The organism is Streptomyces sp. NPDC005576 (assembly GCF_042871745.1).
In the GTDB taxonomy this organism is placed as follows: Bacteria; Actinomycetota; Actinomycetes; order Streptomycetales; family Streptomycetaceae; genus Streptomyces.
This window is the reverse complement of the sequence record NZ_JBIAJC010000009.1, coordinates 309,336-329,326: the sequence shown is the minus strand read 5'-3', so window position 1 is coordinate 329,326 and position 19,991 is coordinate 309,336. Positions and strand designations below refer to the sequence as shown.

The 19,991-nt window shown below is 72.0% G+C and carries 20 protein-coding genes; 11 read left to right on the top strand and 9 right to left on the bottom strand.

The window, feature by feature from the left end; translation table 11 throughout:
• Window positions 1-73: 73 nt before the first annotated feature.
• Complete coding sequence (locus ACFYPN_RS18595; RefSeq protein ID WP_358761127.1) at window positions 74-751, bottom strand: ABC transporter permease; 678 nt, start codon at window positions 749-751, stop codon at window positions 74-76.
• 3 nt (window positions 752-754) lie between these two features.
• The gene (locus ACFYPN_RS18590) at window positions 755-1,525 is read right to left on the bottom strand and encodes an ABC transporter permease (RefSeq protein ID WP_358761128.1); all 771 of its coding nucleotides are present in this window, start codon (window positions 1,523-1,525) and stop codon (window positions 755-757) included.
• A 171-nt stretch (window positions 1,526-1,696) separates the two neighbouring features.
• Between ACFYPN_RS18590 and ACFYPN_RS18585 the strand changes: the two genes are divergently transcribed.
• From ACFYPN_RS18585 to ACFYPN_RS18560, 6 genes are all read left to right on the top strand, one after another.
• On the top strand, window positions 1,697-2,896 hold the full coding sequence (locus ACFYPN_RS18585; RefSeq protein ID WP_389299366.1) for an ABC transporter ATP-binding protein: 1,200 nt from the start codon (window positions 1,697-1,699) through the stop codon (window positions 2,894-2,896).
• A gap of 44 nt (window positions 2,897-2,940) precedes the next feature.
• Window positions 2,941-3,801 carry a dihydropteroate synthase gene (folP, locus tag ACFYPN_RS18580; protein ID WP_358761130.1) on the top strand — a complete coding sequence of 287 codons (861 nt, stop codon included), beginning with the start codon at window positions 2,941-2,943 and terminating at the stop codon, window positions 3,799-3,801.
• Window positions 3,798-4,295: a nuclear transport factor 2 family protein gene (locus ACFYPN_RS18575; protein ID WP_358761131.1), complete on the top strand. Its 498-nt coding sequence runs from the start codon at window positions 3,798-3,800 to the stop codon at window positions 4,293-4,295. Before folP ends, ACFYPN_RS18575 begins: the two co-directional genes overlap by 4 nt.
• A 261-nt stretch (window positions 4,296-4,556) precedes the next feature.
• Window positions 4,557-4,916 (top strand): dihydroneopterin aldolase, encoded by a 360-nt coding sequence (gene folB / locus ACFYPN_RS18570; protein ID WP_358761132.1) that lies wholly within the window; start codon window positions 4,557-4,559, stop codon window positions 4,914-4,916.
• A complete protein-coding gene (gene folK / locus ACFYPN_RS18565; protein WP_389299362.1) occupies window positions 4,913-5,524 on the top strand; it encodes a 2-amino-4-hydroxy-6-hydroxymethyldihydropteridine diphosphokinase in 612 nt (203 codons plus the stop codon). The genes folB and folK overlap by 4 nt, the downstream gene beginning before the upstream one ends.
• Window positions 5,525-5,679: 155 nt before the next feature.
• Window positions 5,680-6,162 carry a DUF3180 domain-containing protein gene (locus ACFYPN_RS18560; protein ID WP_358761134.1) on the top strand — a complete coding sequence of 161 codons (483 nt, stop codon included), beginning with the start codon at window positions 5,680-5,682 and terminating at the stop codon, window positions 6,160-6,162.
• 16 nt (window positions 6,163-6,178) lie between these two features.
• Here the strand turns inward: ACFYPN_RS18560 and folE are convergent, their stop codons facing one another.
• The 6 genes from folE to dacB form a co-directional block, all read right to left on the bottom strand.
• A complete protein-coding gene (folE, locus tag ACFYPN_RS18555) occupies window positions 6,179-6,793 on the bottom strand; it encodes a GTP cyclohydrolase I FolE (protein ID WP_358761135.1) in 615 nt (204 codons plus the stop codon).
• Between the two features lie 149 nt (window positions 6,794-6,942).
• A complete protein-coding gene (ftsH, locus tag ACFYPN_RS18550) occupies window positions 6,943-8,991 on the bottom strand; it encodes an ATP-dependent zinc metalloprotease FtsH (RefSeq protein WP_358761136.1) in 2,049 nt (682 codons plus the stop codon).
• Between the two features lie 242 nt (window positions 8,992-9,233).
• On the bottom strand, window positions 9,234-9,773 hold the full coding sequence (gene hpt / locus ACFYPN_RS18545) for a hypoxanthine phosphoribosyltransferase (protein ID WP_275496049.1): 540 nt from the start codon (window positions 9,771-9,773) through the stop codon (window positions 9,234-9,236).
• 101 nt (window positions 9,774-9,874) lie between these two features.
• Window positions 9,875-10,996 carry a tRNA lysidine(34) synthetase TilS gene (gene tilS, locus ACFYPN_RS18540; protein WP_389299358.1) on the bottom strand — a complete coding sequence of 374 codons (1,122 nt, stop codon included), beginning with the start codon at window positions 10,994-10,996 and terminating at the stop codon, window positions 9,875-9,877.
• 196 nt (window positions 10,997-11,192) lie between these two features.
• Window positions 11,193-12,335, bottom strand: coding sequence for a zinc-dependent metalloprotease (locus ACFYPN_RS18535; RefSeq protein ID WP_358761138.1), 1,143 nt, complete (start codon window positions 12,333-12,335; stop codon window positions 11,193-11,195).
• A gap of 60 nt (window positions 12,336-12,395) precedes the next feature.
• Window positions 12,396-13,880, bottom strand: coding sequence for a D-alanyl-D-alanine carboxypeptidase/D-alanyl-D-alanine-endopeptidase (gene dacB, locus ACFYPN_RS18530; protein ID WP_389299354.1), 1,485 nt, complete (start codon window positions 13,878-13,880; stop codon window positions 12,396-12,398).
• Between the two features lie 86 nt (window positions 13,881-13,966).
• On the opposite strand from dacB, the gene ACFYPN_RS18525 reads away from it, so the two are divergent.
• Complete coding sequence (locus ACFYPN_RS18525; RefSeq protein ID WP_358761181.1) at window positions 13,967-14,461, top strand: inorganic diphosphatase; 495 nt, start codon at window positions 13,967-13,969, stop codon at window positions 14,459-14,461.
• A 230-nt stretch (window positions 14,462-14,691) separates the two neighbouring features.
• Window positions 14,692-16,395 (top strand): threonine/serine exporter family protein, encoded by a 1,704-nt coding sequence (locus ACFYPN_RS18520; RefSeq protein ID WP_358761140.1) that lies wholly within the window; start codon window positions 14,692-14,694, stop codon window positions 16,393-16,395.
• A gap of 105 nt (window positions 16,396-16,500) precedes the next feature.
• Here ACFYPN_RS18520 and ACFYPN_RS18515 read toward each other — a convergent pair whose 3' ends face one another.
• Complete coding sequence (locus tag ACFYPN_RS18515; RefSeq protein WP_389299351.1) at window positions 16,501-17,214, bottom strand: DedA family protein; 714 nt, start codon at window positions 17,212-17,214, stop codon at window positions 16,501-16,503.
• A 147-nt stretch (window positions 17,215-17,361) separates the two neighbouring features.
• Between ACFYPN_RS18515 and ACFYPN_RS18510 the strand changes: the two genes are divergently transcribed.
• The 3 genes from ACFYPN_RS18510 (at window position 17,362) to wrbA (ending at window position 19,981) form a co-directional block, all read left to right on the top strand.
• Entirely contained in the window at window positions 17,362-17,727 is a 366-nt protein-coding gene (locus ACFYPN_RS18510; protein ID WP_358761142.1) for a YbjQ family protein, read from the top strand.
• A 126-nt stretch (window positions 17,728-17,853) separates the two neighbouring features.
• On the top strand, window positions 17,854-19,173 hold the full coding sequence (locus ACFYPN_RS18505) for an ion channel protein (RefSeq protein WP_389299348.1): 1,320 nt from the start codon (window positions 17,854-17,856) through the stop codon (window positions 19,171-19,173).
• A gap of 184 nt (window positions 19,174-19,357) precedes the next feature.
• Complete coding sequence (wrbA, locus tag ACFYPN_RS18500) at window positions 19,358-19,981, top strand: NAD(P)H:quinone oxidoreductase (RefSeq protein ID WP_358761143.1); 624 nt, start codon at window positions 19,358-19,360, stop codon at window positions 19,979-19,981.
• The last annotated feature ends 10 nt before the right edge of the window (window positions 19,982-19,991 follow it).

Below are 19,991 nucleotides of genomic sequence, written 5' to 3'. Positions count from 1 at the left end.
CCTTCTCCGTCCACGGCTGTTGAGTCCACGGCTGTTGAGTGATGAGAAAAGTGGGAGGGGAGGGCCGGGCGGCTCACGCCCCGCGCCCCCGCCGCCGCAGGGGCGACAGCAGCCGGTCGAGCGCCAGCAGGACGCCCTCCACCACCAGGGCGAGCAGGGCGACCAGAACCGCTCCCGCGAAGACCTGCGCGGTGTCGTACCGGTTGAATCCCGCGGTGATGACGCGTCCGAGCCCGCCGAGCCCGGCCATCGCCGCGATGGAGGCGGTGGCCACCACCTGCACGGCGGCGGACCGCAGCCCGGCCATGATCATGGGGTGGGCGAGCGGCAGCTCCACCCGGAGGAAGACCTGCACCCCGGACATCCCCATGCCCCGGGCGGCCTCGACCACCGCGCGGTCCACCCCGGTCATGCCGACGTAGGTGTTGGTGAGCAGCGGCGGCACCGCGAAGAGCACCAGCGCGATCACGGTCGGCACGTAGCCGGAGTTGCGCAGCGGCGTGAGCATGAAGAGGGCGAGCACCGCGAAGACGGGCACCGCCCGGCCCACGTTGGAGATGTTGATGGCGAGCGCGCCGCCCCGGCCGAGGTGGCCGAGCCGGAGCCCGAGGGGCAGCGCGATCGCGCAGGCGACCAGGAGCGCGAGCCCGCTGACGTAGAGGTGCTCGGCGAGGCGGTGCGCGGCACCGTCCTCCCCCGACCAGTTGGAGCCCGTGACCAGCCAGGTCCAGGCATCCGCGACCACTCCCACGGCTCAGCCCACCTCCTTCGTCGCGGCCTTCGTCACCGGTTCCGTCGTCGGTGCCGGTACGGGCACCGGCGTCGTCAGCGGTGACGGCGCCGCGAGCGGGGTGGCCGCCCGGGCCCGGGTCCACGGCGTCAGCCACCGCTGCACACCGAGCAGCAGCAGGTCGGCGGCGACGGCGAGCACCACGCAGAGCACCGAGGCGGCCAGCACCTGGGCCTTGAAGAGGCTGGGCAGGGCGTCCCGGATGAGGTTGCCGAGGCCGCCCTTGCCGACGAGCGAGCCGACCGTGGTGAGCGCCACGGTGGACACCGAGGCGATCCGCAGGCCGGCCATGAGCGCGGGCAGCGCGAGGGGGATCTCGACCTCCCAGAGGAGCCTGGCGGGGCCGTACCCCATGCCGCGCGCGGCCTCCTTCACCTCTTCGGGCACCGCTTCGAGCCCGGCCAGGATGTTCCGTACGAGGATGGTCAGCGAGTACAGCACCAGTCCGGTGACCACCAGGGAGGCGGACAGCCCGAAGACGGGCAGCAGCAGGGAGAACATCGCCAGCGAGGGCACGGTGTAGATCACCGTCGTCAGTCCGAGGACCGGCCCGGCGAAGTGCCGCCCCCGGCGGGCGAGGAGGGCCAGCGGGAAGGCGATCACCAACCCGATCGCCACCGAGACGGCGGTGATCCAGACGTGCTGGACGGTCGCGTCCGTCAACTCACCGCTGCGGGTGCGGAGGTACTCGCCGCAGATCCAGTCGTTCGTCACCAGGCAGTCCGAGCCGGCCATCCGCCCCCACCTCCCCTTCCCACGTACCGTCCCGATTCCGGGGTACGGACCCTTCCCGGGCCTTCCGGCGGCGGGTACGGCGGCGAGCCTATCCTCGTGCACGGACCCGCACGGAGGCCGTCCCGTTCCAGCAACACGCCCGTCACACCAGGCGCGCTACAAGGGGGAACCATGATCCGGTTCGAGAACGTCACCAAGCGGTACGCCGACGGCACGACGGCCGTCGACTCGCTCTCCTTCGAGGTGGCGGAGGGTGAACTCGTCACGCTCGTGGGCCCGTCAGGATGCGGCAAGACGACCACCATGAAGATGGTGAACCGGCTGATCGAACCGACCGGGGGGCGGGTGTACCTCGACGGCGAGGACATATCCGCGATCGATCCTGTCCGGCTCCGGCGCCGTATCGGCTATGTGATCCAGCAAGTGGGCCTCTTCCCGCACAGGACGGTCCTGGAGAACACCGCCACCGTTCCCCATCTCCTCGGATGGAAACGCGCGAAGGCCCGGGAGCGGGCGGCGGAGCTGCTGGATCTGGTCGGTCTCGACCCGTCGGTGCACGGCGACCGCTACCCCGAGCAGCTCTCCGGTGGGCAGCGCCAACGCGTGGGCGTGGCAAGGGCGTTGGCTGCCGATCCGCCGGTCCTGCTGATGGACGAGCCGTTCGGCGCGGTCGACCCCGTGGTCCGCGAGCACCTCCAGAACGAGTTCCTCAGACTCCAGGAAACGGTGCGCAAGACCGTCCTCTTCGTCACCCACGACATCGAGGAGGCCGTCCGCCTCGGCGACCGGATCGCCGTCTACGGACAGGGCCGGATCGAGCAGTTCGACTCCCCCGCCCGGGTGCTCGGCGCCCCCGCCACCCCGTACGTCGCGGACTTCGTCGGCGCCGACCGGGGCCTGAAGCGGCTCTCGGTCACCCCGGTGGAGGAGGCCGACCTCGACCGGCCCCCGGTCGTCCGGCCCGGCGAACCCCTCCGGGACGCCACCGCGCGGATCGCCGGCGAGGGCGCCCGGTGGGCGGTGGTGCTGGACGACCAGGACCGCCCACTGGGCTGGCTGCCCGCCGGGGCGCAGCCTGCCCGGGAAGCGGTCCCGGGCAGGGACGTCACCGTCCGCGAGGCGCTGCGTCCCATGGACGCCCGGCTCCCGCTCGGCGCCCCGCTCCGGCAGGCCCTCGCCGTGATGCTCCAGCACGACGCGGGGTGGATCGCGGTCGTGGACGACGAGGAGTCGGGCCGCTACCTCGGCGCCCTCACCCCCGGCCGGCTCCACGAAGCGCTGCGCCGCTCGATCAGGGCCGACGCGGCGGACCGCACCCGGGCCGGGATCGCGCTGGAGACGGTCGCCGGGGCGGCCGGTCCGGCCCGCTGACCGCCGCCCCCACGCCCGTGGGGGACAAGCCCTACGCTGGACGCATGAGTACGTTGCGCGGACGGGGCACGATCGAGGGCCTGCCGGAGTGGGACCGCTGTGCGGTCATGGGGGTGGTCAACGTGACCCCCGACTCCTTCTCCGACGGAGGCCGGTGGTTCGACACCACGGCCGCGATCAAGCGCGGGCTGGCCCTGATGGCGGACGGCGCGGACCTGATCGACGTCGGCGGTGAGTCCACCCGCCCCGGCGCGAGCCGGGTCGACGAGGACGAGGAGCTGCGCCGGGTGGTGCCCGTCGTACGGGGCCTGGTCGCCGAGGGCGCCGTGGTCTCGGTGGACACCATGCGGGCCCGGGTCGCCGAACGGTCCGTCGAGGCCGGCGGTGTGCTGGTGAACGACGTCAGCGGCGGTCTGGCCGACCCGGACATGGTCCGGGTGGTCGCCGAGACCGGGGCGCCCTTCGTCGTGATGCACTGGCGCGGCTTCAGCGAGTCCATGAACGCCCGGGCGGTGTACGCGGACGTGGTCGGCGAGGTCGTCACCGAACTGCGCGAACGCATGGACGCCGTGGTCGCGGGCGGGGTGGCCCCGGAGCGGATCGTGATCGACCCGGGCCTCGGCTTCGCCAAGGACACCGCCCAGGACCTGGCGCTCGTCGCGCACCTGGACGCGCTGCACGACCTCGGCCGCCCGCTGCTGGTGGCCGCGTCGCGCAAGCGGTTCCTCGGGCGGACCCTGGCCGGTCCGGACGGCACCCCGCCCCCGGCGCGGGAGCGCGACGCCGCGACCGCCGCGGTCTCCACGATCTCCGCCCGGGCGGGTGCCTGGGCGGTCCGGGTCCACGAGGTCCGGGCCAGCGCCGACGCCGTACGCGTGTGCCGTGCCGTCGAAGGAGCCGTGTGACCACGCCGCCCGCGGGCTCCGACGAGAACGGCGCCTCGGACGCGACGGCCGACGTCGCCGCCGTCGAACGGGCGAACACCGACTTCTACGAGGCGATGGAGAGCGGCGACTACGAACGTCTCGCCGACCGCTGGCTGCCCGGCGAGGACCTCACGATCTCCTGCGTCCACCCCGGCTGGCCGGTCCTCCGGGGACGCGGGGACGTGCTCCGCAGCTACGCGCTCATCATGGCGAACACCGAGTACATCCAGTTCATCCTGACCGACGTCGATGTCGCCATGACCGGCGACACCGCTCTGGTCAACTGCACGGAGAACATCCTCAGCGGCGGCCCGGCCGAGGGCGACGACACCGTGGGCCCGCTCGTCGGCCAGCTGGTCGTCGCGACCAATCTGTTCCGGCGCACCCCCGACGGCTGGAAGCTCTGGTCCCACCACGGCTCGCCGGTGCTGACCGAGTCCGACGAGGAACCGGAGCGGGAAGCTCCGGCCTGATCCGGCGCACGGGGCCCGCGGGGTTGAGGCGCCGTGGCAGCGGGTATGGGCGGACACCAGCGCCCGAGGGCGCGGCGGGGGCCTCGTCCGGGGCGCGCGCCGCACCCACCCGAGGGCCCGCTCCGTCGGTGCTCGCGGGTAGATTCGGGAGAAGGCGCCCCGCCGGGGCGCGGCACCGGTATGCCGGGACGCGCGGGCCCGGCACCCTCCGAAAGGAAGGTTCCCGCGCCCCGTGGACCAACAACAGCAGGAGTGATTCGCGTGGATCGTGTCGCGCTGCGCGGCCTCAAGGCCCGTGGACACCATGGCGTCTTCCCCCGGGAACGCGAAGAGGGCCAGACCTTCATCGTGGACCTGGCCCTGAGCCTGGACACCCGGGCCGCCGCCGCCGCCGACGATCTCTCGCGGACCGTGCACTACGGCATCGTCGCGGAAGAGGTCGTCGCCATCGTCTCGGGCGAGCCGGTCGATCTGATCGAGACCCTCGCCGAGCGCATCGCCCAGCAGTGTCTCCAGCACGAGGGGGTCCACGAGGTCGAGGTGGTCGTGCACAAGCCGGATGCCCCGATCACGGTCCCCTTCGACGACGTGACCATCACCATCACCCGGAGCCGAGCATGACAGCATTTTCCGCCCGCGGGCAGAGCGATCCCACGGTCCAGCCGGTGCCGGCCTCGGTCGTCCAGCAGGTCGACGACGCCGACGTCACCCTCTCCAACCCCAGGCGGGCCGTGATCTCCCTCGGTTCCAACCTGGGCAACCGGCTGGAGACCCTCCAGGGCGCCATCGACGCCCTGGAGGACACCCCCGGCGTCCGGGTCAAAGCGGTCTCCCCGGTGTACGAGACGGAGCCCTGGGGGGTGGAGCCCGGCTCCCAGCCCTCGTACTTCAACGCGGTGGTCGTGGTGAAGACGACGCTGCCGCCGTCCTCGCTGCTGGAGCGCGGCCAGGCCATCGAGGAGGCATTCGACCGGGTCCGCGAGGAGCGGTGGGGGCCCCGCACCATCGACGTCGACATCGTCGCGTACGCCGACGTGGTCTCGGACGACCCGCACCTGACGCTTCCGCACCCGCGAGCCGGGGAGCGGGCCTTCGTTCTCGCGCCCTGGTACGACGTGGACCCCGACGCCCAGCTGCCGGGCGCCGGCCCGGTCGCGGGACTGCTGGCCGCGGTCGGGCGGGACGGCGTGCTGCCCCGCGCCGACCTGGAACTCCGCCTGCCCGAGTGATCCCGCGCGCCCGCCGGAGACTCCCGGAGGCGGTACGGAGACCCACCTCGGGCACGCGGCCGGGTACGCGGGATCACGGGGCGGTCCTCAGTCGTTAGGCTCAGGGCAGACAGGACCGCGGGACGGAACGCGGGCGGCGAAGGGCGGCGTGACCGGTGAAGCAACTACGGCTCGGAGTACTGGCCGGCCTCTTCGCCGCCGCGGGCGTGCTCTCCTGGGCGGCCGCCCGCCTCTGGGACGCCTTCGGCACCCTGCCGAGCGTCCCGCTGGCCGCACCGATCGTGCTCGCGGCCATCGCCGCGATCCTGCTGGCGACGGCCCTCTCGCTGCGCTCCCGGCTCCGCGCCCAGCGCGAGCGGCGGCCGGGGGCCAAGGGTGTCGAACCGCTGATGGCGGCCAGGGCCCTCGTCTTCGGCCAGGCCAGCGCCCTGGTGGCCGCACTGGTCGCCGGGATGTACGGCGGCACCGCCGTCTTCCTGCTGAGCTACCTGGACCTGCCGCCCCGCCGCGATCAGGCGATCTACGCGGGCGCAGCCGTGGTGGCATCCTTCGCCGTCATCGCCGCGGCCCTCTTCCTGGAGCACGTCTGCAAGCTCCCCGAGGACCACGACGACGACAAGAGCGTGGCCGCGGCCTGAGTGGCCGCTCCGGCCCTCAGCGCGCCATGATGAGGCTCATCGCCTCGGCCCGCGTCGCCGGGTCACGGAGCTGCCCGCGCACCGCCGAGGTGAGGGTCTTCGCCCCGGGCTTGCGGATGCCGCGCATCGACATGCACATGTGCTCGCACTCGATGACGACGATGACGCCGCGCGGCTCCAGGATCTCCATCAGGGCCTCGGCGATCTGCGTGGTGAGCCGCTCCTGCACCTGCGGCCGGCGCGCGTAGACGTCCACCAGCCGCGCCAGCTTGGAGAGCCCGGTGATCTTCCCCGAGGTCGCCGGGATGTACCCCACGTGCGCGACCCCCCGGAACGGCACCAGGTGGTGCTCGCAGGTGGAGAAGACCTCGATGTCCTTCACCAGGACCATCTCGTCGTGCCCCAGGTCGAACGTGGTCGTCAGGACGTCCCGGGCCTCCTGGAAGAGTCCGGCGAAGATCTCCCGGTACGCCCGCGCGACGCGCCCGGGGGTCTCCAGGAGCCCCTCACGGTCCGGGTCCTCGCCCACCGCGATCAGCAGCTCCCGTACGGCCGCCTCGGCCCGCTTCTCGTCGAACTCGCCGTACGGGCCGGTCGCGTGAGCGCCGTCCAGCGTCACCGGATCGGTCATCTGTGCCTCGTTCCTCTGCGCGCCGGCTGCGCGGTGTCCGCACGGCCCAAAAAGCCGCGCCCCCACAGGCTAAAACCTGGGGGGCGCGGCATCCATTCCGGTGCGGGCGGGCGGCGGGTGAGGGCCGTCACACCTGCTCGGTACGGGGGTCAGCTCTCCGGACGGTCCTCCGGGGAGAGGTCCTTGGCCGGGGCGGCGTCCGAGGAAGCCGTCGAGCCGTTGGCACCGGCCGAACCGTTGGCGACGGCCGAGCCGTTGGTCAGCGCGAGTTCCTTCGGCGAGAGCACCGGCGGACGCGTCGACGGGGTGCGCCGGGAGGAACCGGTCCACGCCGGACGGGCCGGACGCTTCACGATCGGGGCGAAGATCTCCGCGATCTCCTCCTTGCCCAGGGTCTCCTTCTCCAGGAGCTGGAGCACCAGGGTGTCGAGGATGTCGCGGTTCTCGACCAGGATCTCCCACGCCTCGTTGTGCGCGGTCTCGATGAGCTTCTTGACCTCTTCGTCGACGAGCGCGGCGACCTCTTCCGAGTAGTCGCGCTGGTGACCCATCTCGCGGCCCACGAAGGGCTCGGTGTTGTCACCGCCGAACTTGATCGCCCCGAGCCGCTCGGTCATGCCGTACTGCGTCACCATCGCGCGGGCCGTGGCACTGGCCTTCTCGATGTCGTTGGCGGCACCGGTGGTCGGGTCGTGGAAGACCAGCTCCTCGGCCGCGCGCCCACCCAGCATGTATGCGAGCTGGTCGAGCATCTCGTTGCGCGTCGTGGAGTACTTGTCCTCCTCCGGAAGCACCATCGTGTAACCGAGGGCACGGCCGCGGGAGAGGATCGTGATCTTGTGCACCGGGTCCGACTGGGGGGAAGCCGCCGCGACCAGGGCGTGTCCGCCCTCGTGGTACGCGGTGATCTTCTTCTCCTTCTCGGACATGATCCGGGTCCGCTTCTGCGGGCCGGCCACGACGCGGTCGATCGCCTCGTCGAGGGTGGCGTTGTCGATCAGCTTCTTGTTGCCGCGCGCCGTGAGGAGCGCCGCTTCGTTCAGCACGTTCGCCAGGTCGGCACCGGTGAAGCCGGGGGTACGTCGGGCGACGGCGTTCAGATCGACGTCGTCGGTGACCGGCTTGCCCTTCTTGTGCACCTTGAGGATCGCCAGGCGCCCGAGCATGTCCGGACGGTCCACCGCGATCTGACGGTCGAACCGGCCCGGGCGCAGCAGCGCCGGGTCGAGGATGTCCGGCCGGTTGGTCGCGGCGATCAGGATCACGCCGCCCTTGACGTCGAAGCCGTCCATCTCGACGAGCAGCTGGTTGAGCGTCTGCTCGCGCTCGTCGTGACCGCCGCCCATACCGGCACCACGGTGCCGGCCGACCGCGTCGATCTCGTCGACGAAGACGATCGCCGGGGCGTTCGCCTTGGCCTGCTCGAAGAGGTCGCGGACCCGGGAGGCACCGACACCGACGAACATCTCGACGAAGTCGGAGCCGGAGATGGAGTAGAACGGCACACCCGCTTCGCCGGCGACGGCGCGTGCGAGCAGCGTCTTGCCCGTACCGGGCGGCCCGTAGAGCAGGACGCCCTTCGGGATCTTGGCGCCGACGGCCTGGAACTTCGCCGGCTCCTGGAGGAACTCCTTGATCTCCTGGAGCTCCTCGACGGCCTCGTCCGAGCCCGCCACGTCGGCGAACGTCGTCTTCGGCGTGTCCTTGGTGATCAGCTTGGCCTTGGACTTGCCGAACTGCATGACCTTGGAGCCGCCGCCCTGCATCTGGTTCATCAGGAACAGGAAGATGACCACGATGAGGACGAAGGGCAGGAGCGACAGCAGGATCGAGAGGAACGGGGACTGCTTCGACGGCGAGACGGTGTAACCCTTCTCGATGTCACCGCTCTCGAACTTCTGCTGCAGCGTGTCGGCGAGGTCGACGCCCTGGCTGCCGATGTAGCTGGCCTGGAACTTGCTGCCGGACTCGCCCTTGAGTTTCTGGCCGTCCTTCAGCTCGATCTTGAGAATTTGTTCGTCACCGGTGGTCAGCTTGGCCGACTCCACCTGGTTCTTGCTGATCGCCTGGATCACCTTGGCGGTGTCCACCGTCTTGTAGCCGCCGGACGAGCCGACGACCTGCATCAACACGACCACGGCGAGGACGGCCAGCACGATCCACATGACCGGCCCACGGAAGTATCGCTTCACGTCCATCCATACGGAGCGAAGTCGCCCCGTCCCTCCTGCCCGTAGGTAAATGCTGCTGTGAGATTGAGACTGCTCTTCGGACCGTACCCCAGCATGGTGGCCTTCGACCGCCGAGGACGTACCGGAAACCCTTATTCGAGACCTTCAACGGCGGGAGCGCGGTAAGGGTTCCCGCTGCCGCCGTCTTCCGGGAACGGCCCCGGCCGGCGTGCGGCGGGGGCCGTGCTCCCGAAGGGCCGGTCGGGGTGTCAGCCGCCGTACACGTGCGGGGCGAGGGTGCCGACGAAGGGGAGGTTGCGGTACTTCTCCGCGTAGTCCAGCCCGTAACCGACGACGAACTCGTTGGGGATGTCGAAGCCGATCCACTTCACGTCGATCGCGACCTTGGCGGCGTCCGGCTTGCGCAGCAGGGTGCAGACCTCCAGGCTCGCCGGCTCGCGCGACCCCAAGTTGGAGAGCAGCCAGGAGAGCGTCAGCCCGGAGTCGATGATGTCCTCGACGATCAGGACGTGCTTGCCCTTGATGTCGGTGTCCAGGTCCTTGAGGATGCGGACGACGCCGGAGGACTGGGTGCCCGCGCCGTACGAGGAGACGGCCATCCAGTCCATCGTGGCGGGGGTGGACAGCGCGCGGGCCAGGTCGGCCATGACCATCACCGCGCCCTTGAGGACCCCGACGAGGAGCAGATCCTTGCCCGCGTACTCCGCGTCGATCTTGGCGGCCAGCTCGACGAGCTTCGCGTCGATCTCTTCCTTCGTGAGGAGCACCGACTGGAGGTCGCTGCCCATGTCCTTCTCGTTCACCCGCGTCTCTTTCTTCGCCCGCCCGGCCCGGTGCGTGTCACCCGGGCCCGGCCGGCCGTCTCGCCTGCACTTCAGCCGCTTGCTCTTCAGCTCTGCCGAATGACCAGTCTGCCACCCTGGCGCCGGGCTTCGACGCGGCCGGGCAGGTTGAGGGCGCGCTGGCCCCGCCAGCCGGTGATCAGCCGGTCCACTTCCTCGACGTGCCGGGCGAAGAGAGAACCGGCCGGGGCGCCCGCCTCGATGACGGCACGGCGCAGCACCCGGCGGCGTACGGCGGGCGGCAGCGCCCAGAGCTTGGCGCAGTCCAGCTCTCCGTCGTCGTCGCGCACGGCCCGCTCGGCCTCGGCGGCCCAGCCGTCCAGGGCGTCGGCGTCGTCCCGGGAGAGCTGGGCCGTACGGGCGAGAGCCTCCACGACGCCCTTGCCGAGGGCCTTCTCCAGGGCGGGCAGGCCCTCGTGGCGGAGGCGGGAGCGGGTGTAGGCGGGGTCGGCGTTGTGCGGGTCGTCCCAGACCGGGAGGGACTGGACGAGGCAGGCCTTGCGGACGGTCTGGCGGTCGAGCTGGAGGAACGGGCGGCGGTAGCGGCCGGCCGGGCCGGAGGCGGCGGCCATGCCGGAGAGCGAGCGGATGCCGGAGCCCCGGGCGAGCCCGAGCAGCACCGTCTCGGCCTGGTCGTCACGGGTGTGGCCGAGCAGGATCGTGGCGGCGCCGTGGCGCTCGGCGGCGGCGTCGAGCGCGGCGTAGCGGGCGTCACGGGCGGCGGCTTCGGGGCCGCCCTCGCGTCCGACGTGGACGGCGACGGCCTCGACGGGGTCGAGGTCCATGGCGGTCAGACGGGTGACGACCTCGGCCGCGCGCAGTCCGCTGCCGGTCTGGAGGTTGTGGTCGACGGTGATGCCGCCGGCGCGTACGTCGAGTTTGCGGGCCTCGAAGGCGAGGGCGGAGGCGAGCGCCATGGAGTCGGCGCCGCCGGAGCAGGCCACGAGGACCAGGGGCGGGGCGACGGGCCGTTCGGGGAAGACCGTCCGGCCGCCTCCGCCGGCTTCGGCGAGACGGGCTTCGGCGGGGCGGGCTTCGGCGGGGCGGGGGTGCCCGGACCGGCCGGGGAGGAGACCCTCGCCGGTCCGGAGCGTGTGTTCGGTGAGTACGTCGTGGAGTACGCGGCGGACCGCCAGGCGTATCGCCGCGACCGCAGGATGGGGACCCATGTCCGGTGCCCTTCTGGAGTTCTGGGAGGTGCCTCCGAGAGGCGGGACGGCGAAGTGCCCTCCCTGACGTCACTCAGAGTGCGTCGATGGTGACAGAGACAAGCTGTCCATCGAGCATTGCACGGCTTCCCATGCCCTCATGGTCCCTCGGATGGGTGATAGGCGGACCTTTCTGCGGCCGTGGGCCGCGTCAAGATCACGAATCTGCCTTACGGTGCACGCGCGCGACCCACTCCGCGGGGGCGGCGATCTCGGCCTTCGTCGGGAGCGTGTTGGGCGAGGTCCAGACCCGGTTGAAACCGTCCATGCCGACCTCGGCGACCACGGCGCTCACGAACCGCTCGCCGTCGCGGTACTGACGGAGTTTCGCATCCATGCCGAGCAGCTTGCGCAGTGCCTGGTCGAGGCGGCCCGCGCCGCGCGCCCGGCGCTGCTGGAACTTCTCGCGGATCTCGGCGACGGAGGGGACGACGTCGGGTCCGACCCCGTCCATGACGAAGTCGGCGTGCCCCTCCAGCAGGGACATCACGGCGGTGAGCCGGCCGAGGATCTCGCGCTGGGCGGGGGTCTGGACGAGATCGACGAGACTGCGTCCGCCGCCCTCGCCGCTCTCCCCCTCGGGCCGCCCGCCGACGAGCGACTGCACGGCCTCACGCAGCTGTTCGACGAAGGTGGCGGGGTCCACGTCGGTCTCGTTCAGGAACGACTGGATCTCGCCCTGGAGGTGGTCGCGCAGCCACGGCACCCCGGTGAACTGGGTGCGGTGGGTCTCCTCGTGGAGGGCCACCCAGAGCCGGAAGTCGTGCGGGTCGACGCCGAGTTCGCGCTCGACGTGGACGATGTTCGGGGCGACCAGCAGCAGTCGGCCGCCGCCCTGGTCGAGGGCGGGCAGCTCCCGGCTCGCGGGAGCGAAGGTCTCGTACTGGCCGAGCACCCGGGAGGCGAGGAAGGAGAGCAGCATGCCCAGCTCCACGCCGGTCACCTTGCCGCCGACGGCCCCCATGACGCTCTGGCCGGGGCCGCTGCCGCGCCGCTCCTGCATCTTGGCGAGCAGGGGGCGCAGGAGTTCGCGGAAGCCCGCGACGTTGGCCCTGATCCAGCCGGCCCGGTCCACCACCAGGACGGGGGTGTCGGCCGGCACGGGAGCGCCGGGGCCCTCCGGGATCATCCGGGTGAAGGACCGGACGTGCTCCTCCGAGGCCTTGGCGTGGCGGCGCAGCTCCGCGACGACGGCGCGCGCCTCCTCCCGGTCGATCTCGGGACCCGGCCGTACGAGCCGGGTCGCGGTCGCCACCGCGAGATTCCAGTCGACCATCTCGGCACCACCGATGCTCGTCATGCGTCAACCGTACGTGAGGGTGCGCCTGAGTGGTGGGGCGTTGGCGGAGGGAATCCCCCGCTAACCGGCGCTGGTGGCCAGCGCCGTGGCGAGGTCGTCGAGGGCCTTTTCGGCGGCACCGGGAGAGGTGGTGCCGGAGGTCAGGAAGGCGAAGGTGAGCAGTCGGCCCCGGGCGTCCACGACCGTGCCGGCCAGGGCGTTGACGCCGGTGAGGGTGCCCGTCTTGGCCCGTACGAGTCCGGCGCCGCCCGACTTCTCGCCGTACCGGCCGTCGAGCGTGCCGCTGAAACCGGCCACCGGGAGTCCGGTGAGGACGGGACGCAGTTCGGGGTGGGCGGGGTCGGCGGCGCGGGCGAGCAGCCCGGCGAGGAGGGCGGCGGTCACCTTGTCGTTCCGGTCGAGTCCGCTGCCGTCGCCGAGCCGGGTGCCGGTGACCGGCATCCCGATCCTCTTCAGCTGGGCGGTGACCGCGCCGCGGGCTCCGGCGAAGCTGGCCGGGCGGCCGGCGCCGAGGGCGGTCTGCCGGGCGAGGGCCTCGGCGAGGTCGTTGTCGCTGTTGGTGAGGGTGCGTTCGACCAGCGCGGAGAGCGGGTCGGAGCGGTGGGTGGCGAGGACGGTCGCCTTGGCGGCGGCGCGGTGGGGGCGCGGTTCGGCCGTCGCGCTGACGCCGCCGTCCCGGAGGTACCGGGCGAAGGTACGGGCGGCGTCGGCGGCGGGGTCGCCGGAGCGCGCGGCGGGGCCGTGGTCGCTCTTGTCGAGGCGCCCCTCGCGGACCATCAGGGCGCTCACCGGTGCGAGGTTCTCGTTGGGGCCGATGGGGTGACGGGCGGGCCCGGAGTAGGCGGAGGCGTCGTACGTCAGTGCGACCTTCCGCACCTTCCGGTCCGTCAGGGCCTCGGCGGTGGACCGGGCCAGTGCGCGCAGCCCCGCCTCGTCCAGGGTGGGATCGCCGCCGCCGACGAGGGTGAGGGTGCGCAGGTCGGGCGAGGCGCGCACGGTGGTGTCGATGCGGTGGTCGGGGCCGAGCGCGGAGAGCGCGGCGACCGTGGTGGCGAGCTTGATGGTGGAGGCCGGGGTCATCGGTGTACCGGCGGCGCGCGCGTAGATCCGCTTGCCGGTGGCCGTGTCCACGACGACGGCCGTCGTACGGGTGCCGAGGGCGGACGCCTTCATCAGCGGGTCCAGCGCCTTGGCCGGCGCGAGCGCGGCCCCCGCCGGGGTGCGGCCGGTACCGGAGCCGAGGGCGGCGAGCACTGCGGCGGCGCTGGGGGCCGGCGTGGGGCCGGCCGGACCCACCGCGGAAGGGCGGTGAGCTGTGTCACCTGTACGGCCCATGGCGGCGGCCCGGGCGCGTTCGGCCTTACGCTGACCGTTGTCCCAGGGGCCGGCGGCGAACACGGCGCCGGCGGCGACCACCAGGCCGAGAACCACGGAGCCTGCGACGAGCCGCCAGTTGCCCGGCAGGGCCGGTTTTCCGGCCAGGCCCTTCAGCTTGCCCCAGGGGTCCGACGGTTCCTTCGACGGTTCATCCACCGGCTCGGCCACCGTTGACCAGCCCCTTTCGCGAGCACACTTCTGCGTGGGGGACACTTAATCACCAGTCGTATGTGTTGATCATGGAGGAGCCACCCGTGGAGTTCGACGTCACCATCGAGATTCCGAAGGGTTCGCGGAACAAGTACGAGGTGGACCACGAGACCGGTCGGATCCGCCTGGACCGTCGACTCTTCACCTCGACCAGCTACCCGGCCGACTACGGCTTCGTCGAGAACACCCTCGGCGAGGACGGCGACCCGCTGGACGCGCTGGTCATCCTGGACGAGCCCACGTTCCCCGGATGCCTCATCAAGTGCCGTGCCATCGGCATGTTCCGCATGACGGACGAGGCCGGCGGCGACGACAAGCTGCTGTGCGTCCCCGCGTCGGACCCGCGCGTCGAGCACCTGCAGGACATCCACCACGTGTCGGAGTTCGACCGCATGGAGATCCAGCACTTCTTCGAGGTCTACAAGGACCTGGAGCCCGGCAAGTCCGTCGAGGGCGCCGACTGGGTCGACCGCGCCGCGGCCGAGGCCGAGGTCGAGGCCTCGTACAAGCGTCTGCAGGACCACGGCGGCGCGCACTGACGCGGTTCTCTCCCGGGGCCTCACGGCTCCTTCCGGTTCCGCTTCCGTACGGGGGGCGGGGCCGGGTCCGTCACGAGACCCGCGGGTCACCGTGACGGCCTGAGGACAGCGTGGACGGGCGGTACACCTCACGGTGTGCCGCCCGTCTCGCGTGCGGGTCCGTTGGCCGTGTCCATACTGGGCAGGAGTGCGGCCAGGACGCATCGGGCCAGGAAGAGCGAGGTCGAGCAGTGGCGGAGCAGGGCGGTCCGGAGGACCAGAAGCCCCAGTCCGACGAGGCGCACAGTGCGTTCACCGCGCCCGCCGGGGTGGAGCGGTCCACACCGCCACTCGAGGACGACCACCCCACCTCGGAGTTCGCGGTACCGGCCGGGGTGCAGCCGGAGCCGGGCGGGCCGGGTTCCGCTTCCGGTTCGGGCCAGGCCGGCAAGAACCTGCCGAACTCGGACACGCTCGGCTCGGCCTTCGCACCGCCCCGTGCGTACGACGCGAGCCAGACGCCCGCTTTCACCCCCGCGCACGGCATTCCGATGGTCCGGCTGACCAAGGAGGCGCCCTGGCAGGACCGGATGCGCACCATGCTCCGGATGCCGGTGACCGAACGGCCCGCGGCGGAGAACGTCCAGCGGACGGACGACTCGGGGCCCGCCGTACCGAGGGTGCTCGACCTGACGCTCCGTATCGGCGAGCTGCTGCTGGCCGGGGGCGAGGGGGCCGAGGACGTGGAGGCCGCCATGTTCGCGGTGACGCGTTCGTACGGTCTGGACCGGTGCGAACCGACCGTCACCTTCACGCTGCTCTCCATCTCGCACCAGCCCTCGCTGGTCGACGACCCGGTCACGGCGAGCCGTACCGTGCGGCGCCGGGGCACCGACTACAACCGGCTGGCGGCCGTCTTCCGGCTGGTCGACGACATCACCACCGAGGACGTGGACGTCTCGCTGGAGGAGGCGTACCGGCGGCTGGCGGAGATCCGGCGCAACCGCCACCCCTTCCCCGGCTGGGCGCTCACGGTGGCGGCCGGGCTGCTGGCGGGGGCGGCCTCGGTGCTGGTCGGCGGTGGCGTGGTGGTGTTCTTCGTGGCGGCGGCCGGCGCGATGCTGGGCGACCGGCTGGCCTGGTTCTGCGCGGGCCGCGGACTGCCGGAGTTCTACCAGTTCACCGTCGCCGCGATGCCGCCCGCCGCGCTCGGGGTGGCGCTGACGCTCACCCACTGGGGCGATGTGCGGCCGTCCGCCGTGATCACCGGTGGGCTCTTCGCGCTACTGCCGGGGCGGGCCCTGGTGGCGGGCGTGCAGGACGGGCTGACCGGCTACTACATCACCGCCGCCGCGCGCCTGCTGGAGGTCATGTACTTCTTCATCGGGATCGTGGTCGGGGTCCTCGTGGTCCTCTACCTGGGGCTCCAGCTGGGCGCGACGCTCAATCCGGAGGAACGTTTCGTCGCACATGACCGGCCGGTGGTCCAGATCCTGGTGTCGATGACGCTGAGTCTGGCGTTCGCGATCCTGCTCCAGCAGGAACGGGCCACCGTGCTCGCGGTGACCCTGAACGGCGGGGTCGCCTGGATCGTCTACGGCGCCATGGCCCGCACCGGCGATCTCTCGCCGGTCGCCGCGACGGCGGTGGCGGCCGGACTGGTGGGCCTCTTCGGGCAGCTCTTCTCGCGCTACCGCTACACCTCCTCGCTGCCGTTCATCACGGCGGCCATCGGCCCGCTGCTGCCCGGTTCGGCGACGTACTTCGGGCTGCTGGGCGTGGCCCAGGGCGAGCTGGACCGGGGGCTCGCGTCGCTCTCCACAGCGGTGGCGACGGCGCTGGCCATCGCGATCGGGGTGAACCTCGGCAGTGAGATCTCCCGGCTCTTCATGCGGGTGCCGGGCACGGAGACGGGCGCGGGCCGCAGGGCCGCCAAGCGCACCCGCGGGTTCTGACCGGAAGGCTCCCGTGGGCCGGACACCCGCGGCCCGGCACGCGGACGGCGCCCGTCCCGCGGGTGACCGGGAGGGCGCCGGGTGCGTACGAGGTGCGGAGCGGGGTCAGCGCTTGGCGTGACGGCCGCGACGGCCCGCGGCGGGGCCGCTGCCGGAGGTGCGGTCCTCGTCGTCGGCCTGCCGGGCCGAGGCCGCCTTCTTCCCCTTGGAACGGGCCCGCAGGAACTCGATCGCGATCGGCACCACCGAGACGAGCACGATCAGGATGAGCATCAGCTCGATGTTCTCGTGCACGAAGTCGATCTTGCCGAGCACCGAACCGAGCACGGTCACGCCGACGCCCCAGAGGACGCCGCCGATGATGTTGAAGATCAGGAACGAGCGGTAGTTCATCCGGCTGACACCGGCGATGATCGGCGTGAAGGTGCGGATCACCGGCACGAACCGGGCCAGCACCAGTGACTTCGGGCCGTACTTCTCGAAGAACTCGTGCGCCTTCTCGACGTTCTCCTGTTTGAAGAGCTTGGAGTCCGGCCGGTTGAAGAGGGACGGCCCCACCTTGCGGCCGAAGAGATACCCGACCTGGTCCCCGACGATCGCGGCGAGCCCGATCAGCACGCAGACCAGCCAGAGCGGGTAGTGCAGCTGGCCGGTGGTCACCAGCAGGCCCGTGGTGAACAGGAGGGAGTCACCGGGCAGGAAGAACCCGATCAGCAGTCCGGACTCGGCGAACACGACGAGGAGGACGCCGGGGAGTCCGAAGGTGTTGATCAGATGGTCCGGGTCCAGCCAGCTCGGGCCGAGCGCAAGCGTATTCAAGGGTCCGGGCTCCAGGATCGATCGTTGGGCGGCTGCGTGGCCGCCCCAAGCTATCAACGCCCCGGACGGGCTCCGGGTTCCAGTGGACGCGGTGAGCGTGCGCACGACACGAACCGGGGCAAAGCTGGACCGCAGGAGGTGTCACCCATGGGCATCGAGGATTACGGCGGCGGCCAGAGCGACCGGGCGGAGGTGCTCGTCGTCACCACGAACGACGTACCCGGGCACCAGGTGACCCGGGTGATCGGCGAGGTGTTCGGGCTGACCGTGCGCTCCCGCCACCTGGGCAGCCAGATCGGCGCCGGGCTGAAGTCGATGGTCGGCGGCGAGCTGAAGGGTCTGACCAAGACCCTGGTCGAGACCCGCAACCAGGCGATGGAGCGCCTCGTCGAGCAGGCGCGGGCGCGCGGCGCGAACGCGGTGCTCATGATGCGCTTCGACGTCTCCGAGGCCGCGGACGTGGGCACCGAGGTCTGCGCGTACGGGACGGCCGTGGTGATCAGCGAGCTGTAGGCCCACCGGGTTCCGGCTGCTTCCGGCTGCTTCCGGCTTCCTCCGGCTTCCTCCGGCTTCCTCCGGCGGATCGACATCCACCGGAAACTGCGCGTTATGCGGCTTTTGCGTGGATAGGGTGTGCCGGTGGCCCCCACCTCACCCCCGCCCGCGACGCCCTCCGCCCCGGCCCCCGGTGGTCCGCCGGGCCCGGAGCCCGGCCCCACGCCCGCCCGGCGGCTGCTGCCCGTCGTGCTGCCGGCGCTGGTGGTGGGCGTCGCCTCGGCGCTGATCCTCCTCGGGGTGAGCCTGCTGGCCGAAGGGCTCCAGGACGTGCTCTGGGAGAACCTCCCGGACGCGCTCGGGGTCGGCCGGTACTCCTCGCTCTGGATGATCGTCATGCTCACCGCCACCGGTATCGCGGTGGGGATCACCGTCCACCTGGTGCACGGCCACGCGGGCCCGGACCCGGCCACAACCGGGCTGGTCGGCACCCCGCTCTCCCCCGGGGTCGTACCGGGGCTGCTGCTGGTCACCCTGCTGGCGCTGGCGGGCGGGGTGAGCCTCGGCCCGGAGAACCCGATCACCGAGGCGAACATCGCCCTCGCCTTCTGGCTGGGCCGGCGGCTCGCCCCCGGCTCACCGGCCGAACTGTGGGTGGCGCTGGCGGCGGCGGGCACGATCGGCGCCCTGTTCGGCACGCCGGTCGCCGCCGCCCTGATCCTCTCCGAGATCCTCGCCTCACGGCCCGGCCCGGGGGCCCTCTGGGACCGCCTCTTCGGTCCGCTCGCGGCGGGAACGGCGGGGGCGCTGACCATGTCGCTCGCCGACCATCCCAGCTTCGACCTGTCGCTGCCCGACTACACCCACACCGGCTGGGGCGATCTGCTCGCCGCGCTGGTGATCGCCTCGGCGGCGGCGGTGCTGGGCATGGCCGGGGTGCTGGCGGTGCCGTGGACGCACCGGGCGTTCGAGGCGCTGCGCCACCCGGTGCTCGCCATCGGCGCCGGCGGCCTCGTACTGGGGCTGCTGGGCGCGCTGGGGGGCCATCTGACCCTCTTCAAGGGACTGGAGGAGGTGAAGGAGCTGGCGGCGTCGCCCGACGGCTGGTCTGCCGGGGAGTTCGCAGGGATGGCGGTGGTGAAGATGGCGGCACTGGTGGTGGCCGCCACCTGCGGTTTCCGGGGTGGCCGGATCTTCCCGGCGGTCTTCGCCGGGGCCGCCCTCGGGCTCGCGGCGCACGCCCTGGTCGACGCGGTACCACCCGCGCTCGCCGTCGCCTGCGCGGTGCTGGGCGTGCTCCTCGCGGTCACCCGGCAGGGGTGGCTGAGCCTCTTCACCGCCGCGGTGCTGGTGAGCGACATGACGGTGCTGCCGGTGCTCTGCGTGGCGACACTGCCCGCATGGCTGCTGGTGACCGGGCGGCCCCAGATGCAACTGCGCAAGGACGGGACGGCGCTCCGGTGAGCGGCGCCGCGGCGGCGCGGTGGAGCTGCGGTGGGGCCCGCCTCTCACCCCGGCCCCGGCGATGCCCCATCGAACGTGCCGAATGGGCCATTTGTCCGTATCGTCACATGCGTACGGCCCGGTGGAGCCGCACGCGGACTCCCCGCCGTACGGCCCGCACCGCCCGACGCCCGGAGGAGTTCGTATGTCCACGCCCGTCAATGTCGCCGTCGTCTACTACTCCTCCACCGGCACCATCGCGACGATCGCCAAAGCGCTCGCCGAGGACGCGGAGAAGGCCGGCGCCGACGTACGGCTGCGCAGGGCCGCCGAGCTCGCCCCGCAGACCGCCATCGACTCCAATCCCGCCTGGGCCGCGAACGTACGGGAGACCGCGGGCATCCAGGAGGTCGTCGCCGACGACATCGTCTGGGCCGACGCGGTGATCTTCGGCTCGCCGACCCGGTACGGGAACGTGGCCGCCCAGCTCAAGCAGTTCATCGACACCCTGGGCGGGCTCTGGCAGGCCGGCGCGCTGGCCGACAAGGTCTACAGCGGCTTCACCTCCAGCGCCACCACGCACGGTGGCCAGGAGTCGACGCTCCTCGCGCTCTACAACACCATCCACCACTTCGGCGGCATCCTCGTCGCCCCCGGGTACACCGACCCCTCGAAGTTCGTCGACGGCAACCCCTACGGCACCTCGCACGTGGCCGGCCAGGGGGACATCCCGGTCGGTGAGCAGACGCTGACGGCGGCGCGCGTACAGGCCGAGCGCGTCGTGAAGTTCACCCGGGCCATCAAGGCCGGTCTCGCCGTGGCGGGCTGAACCCGGCGGA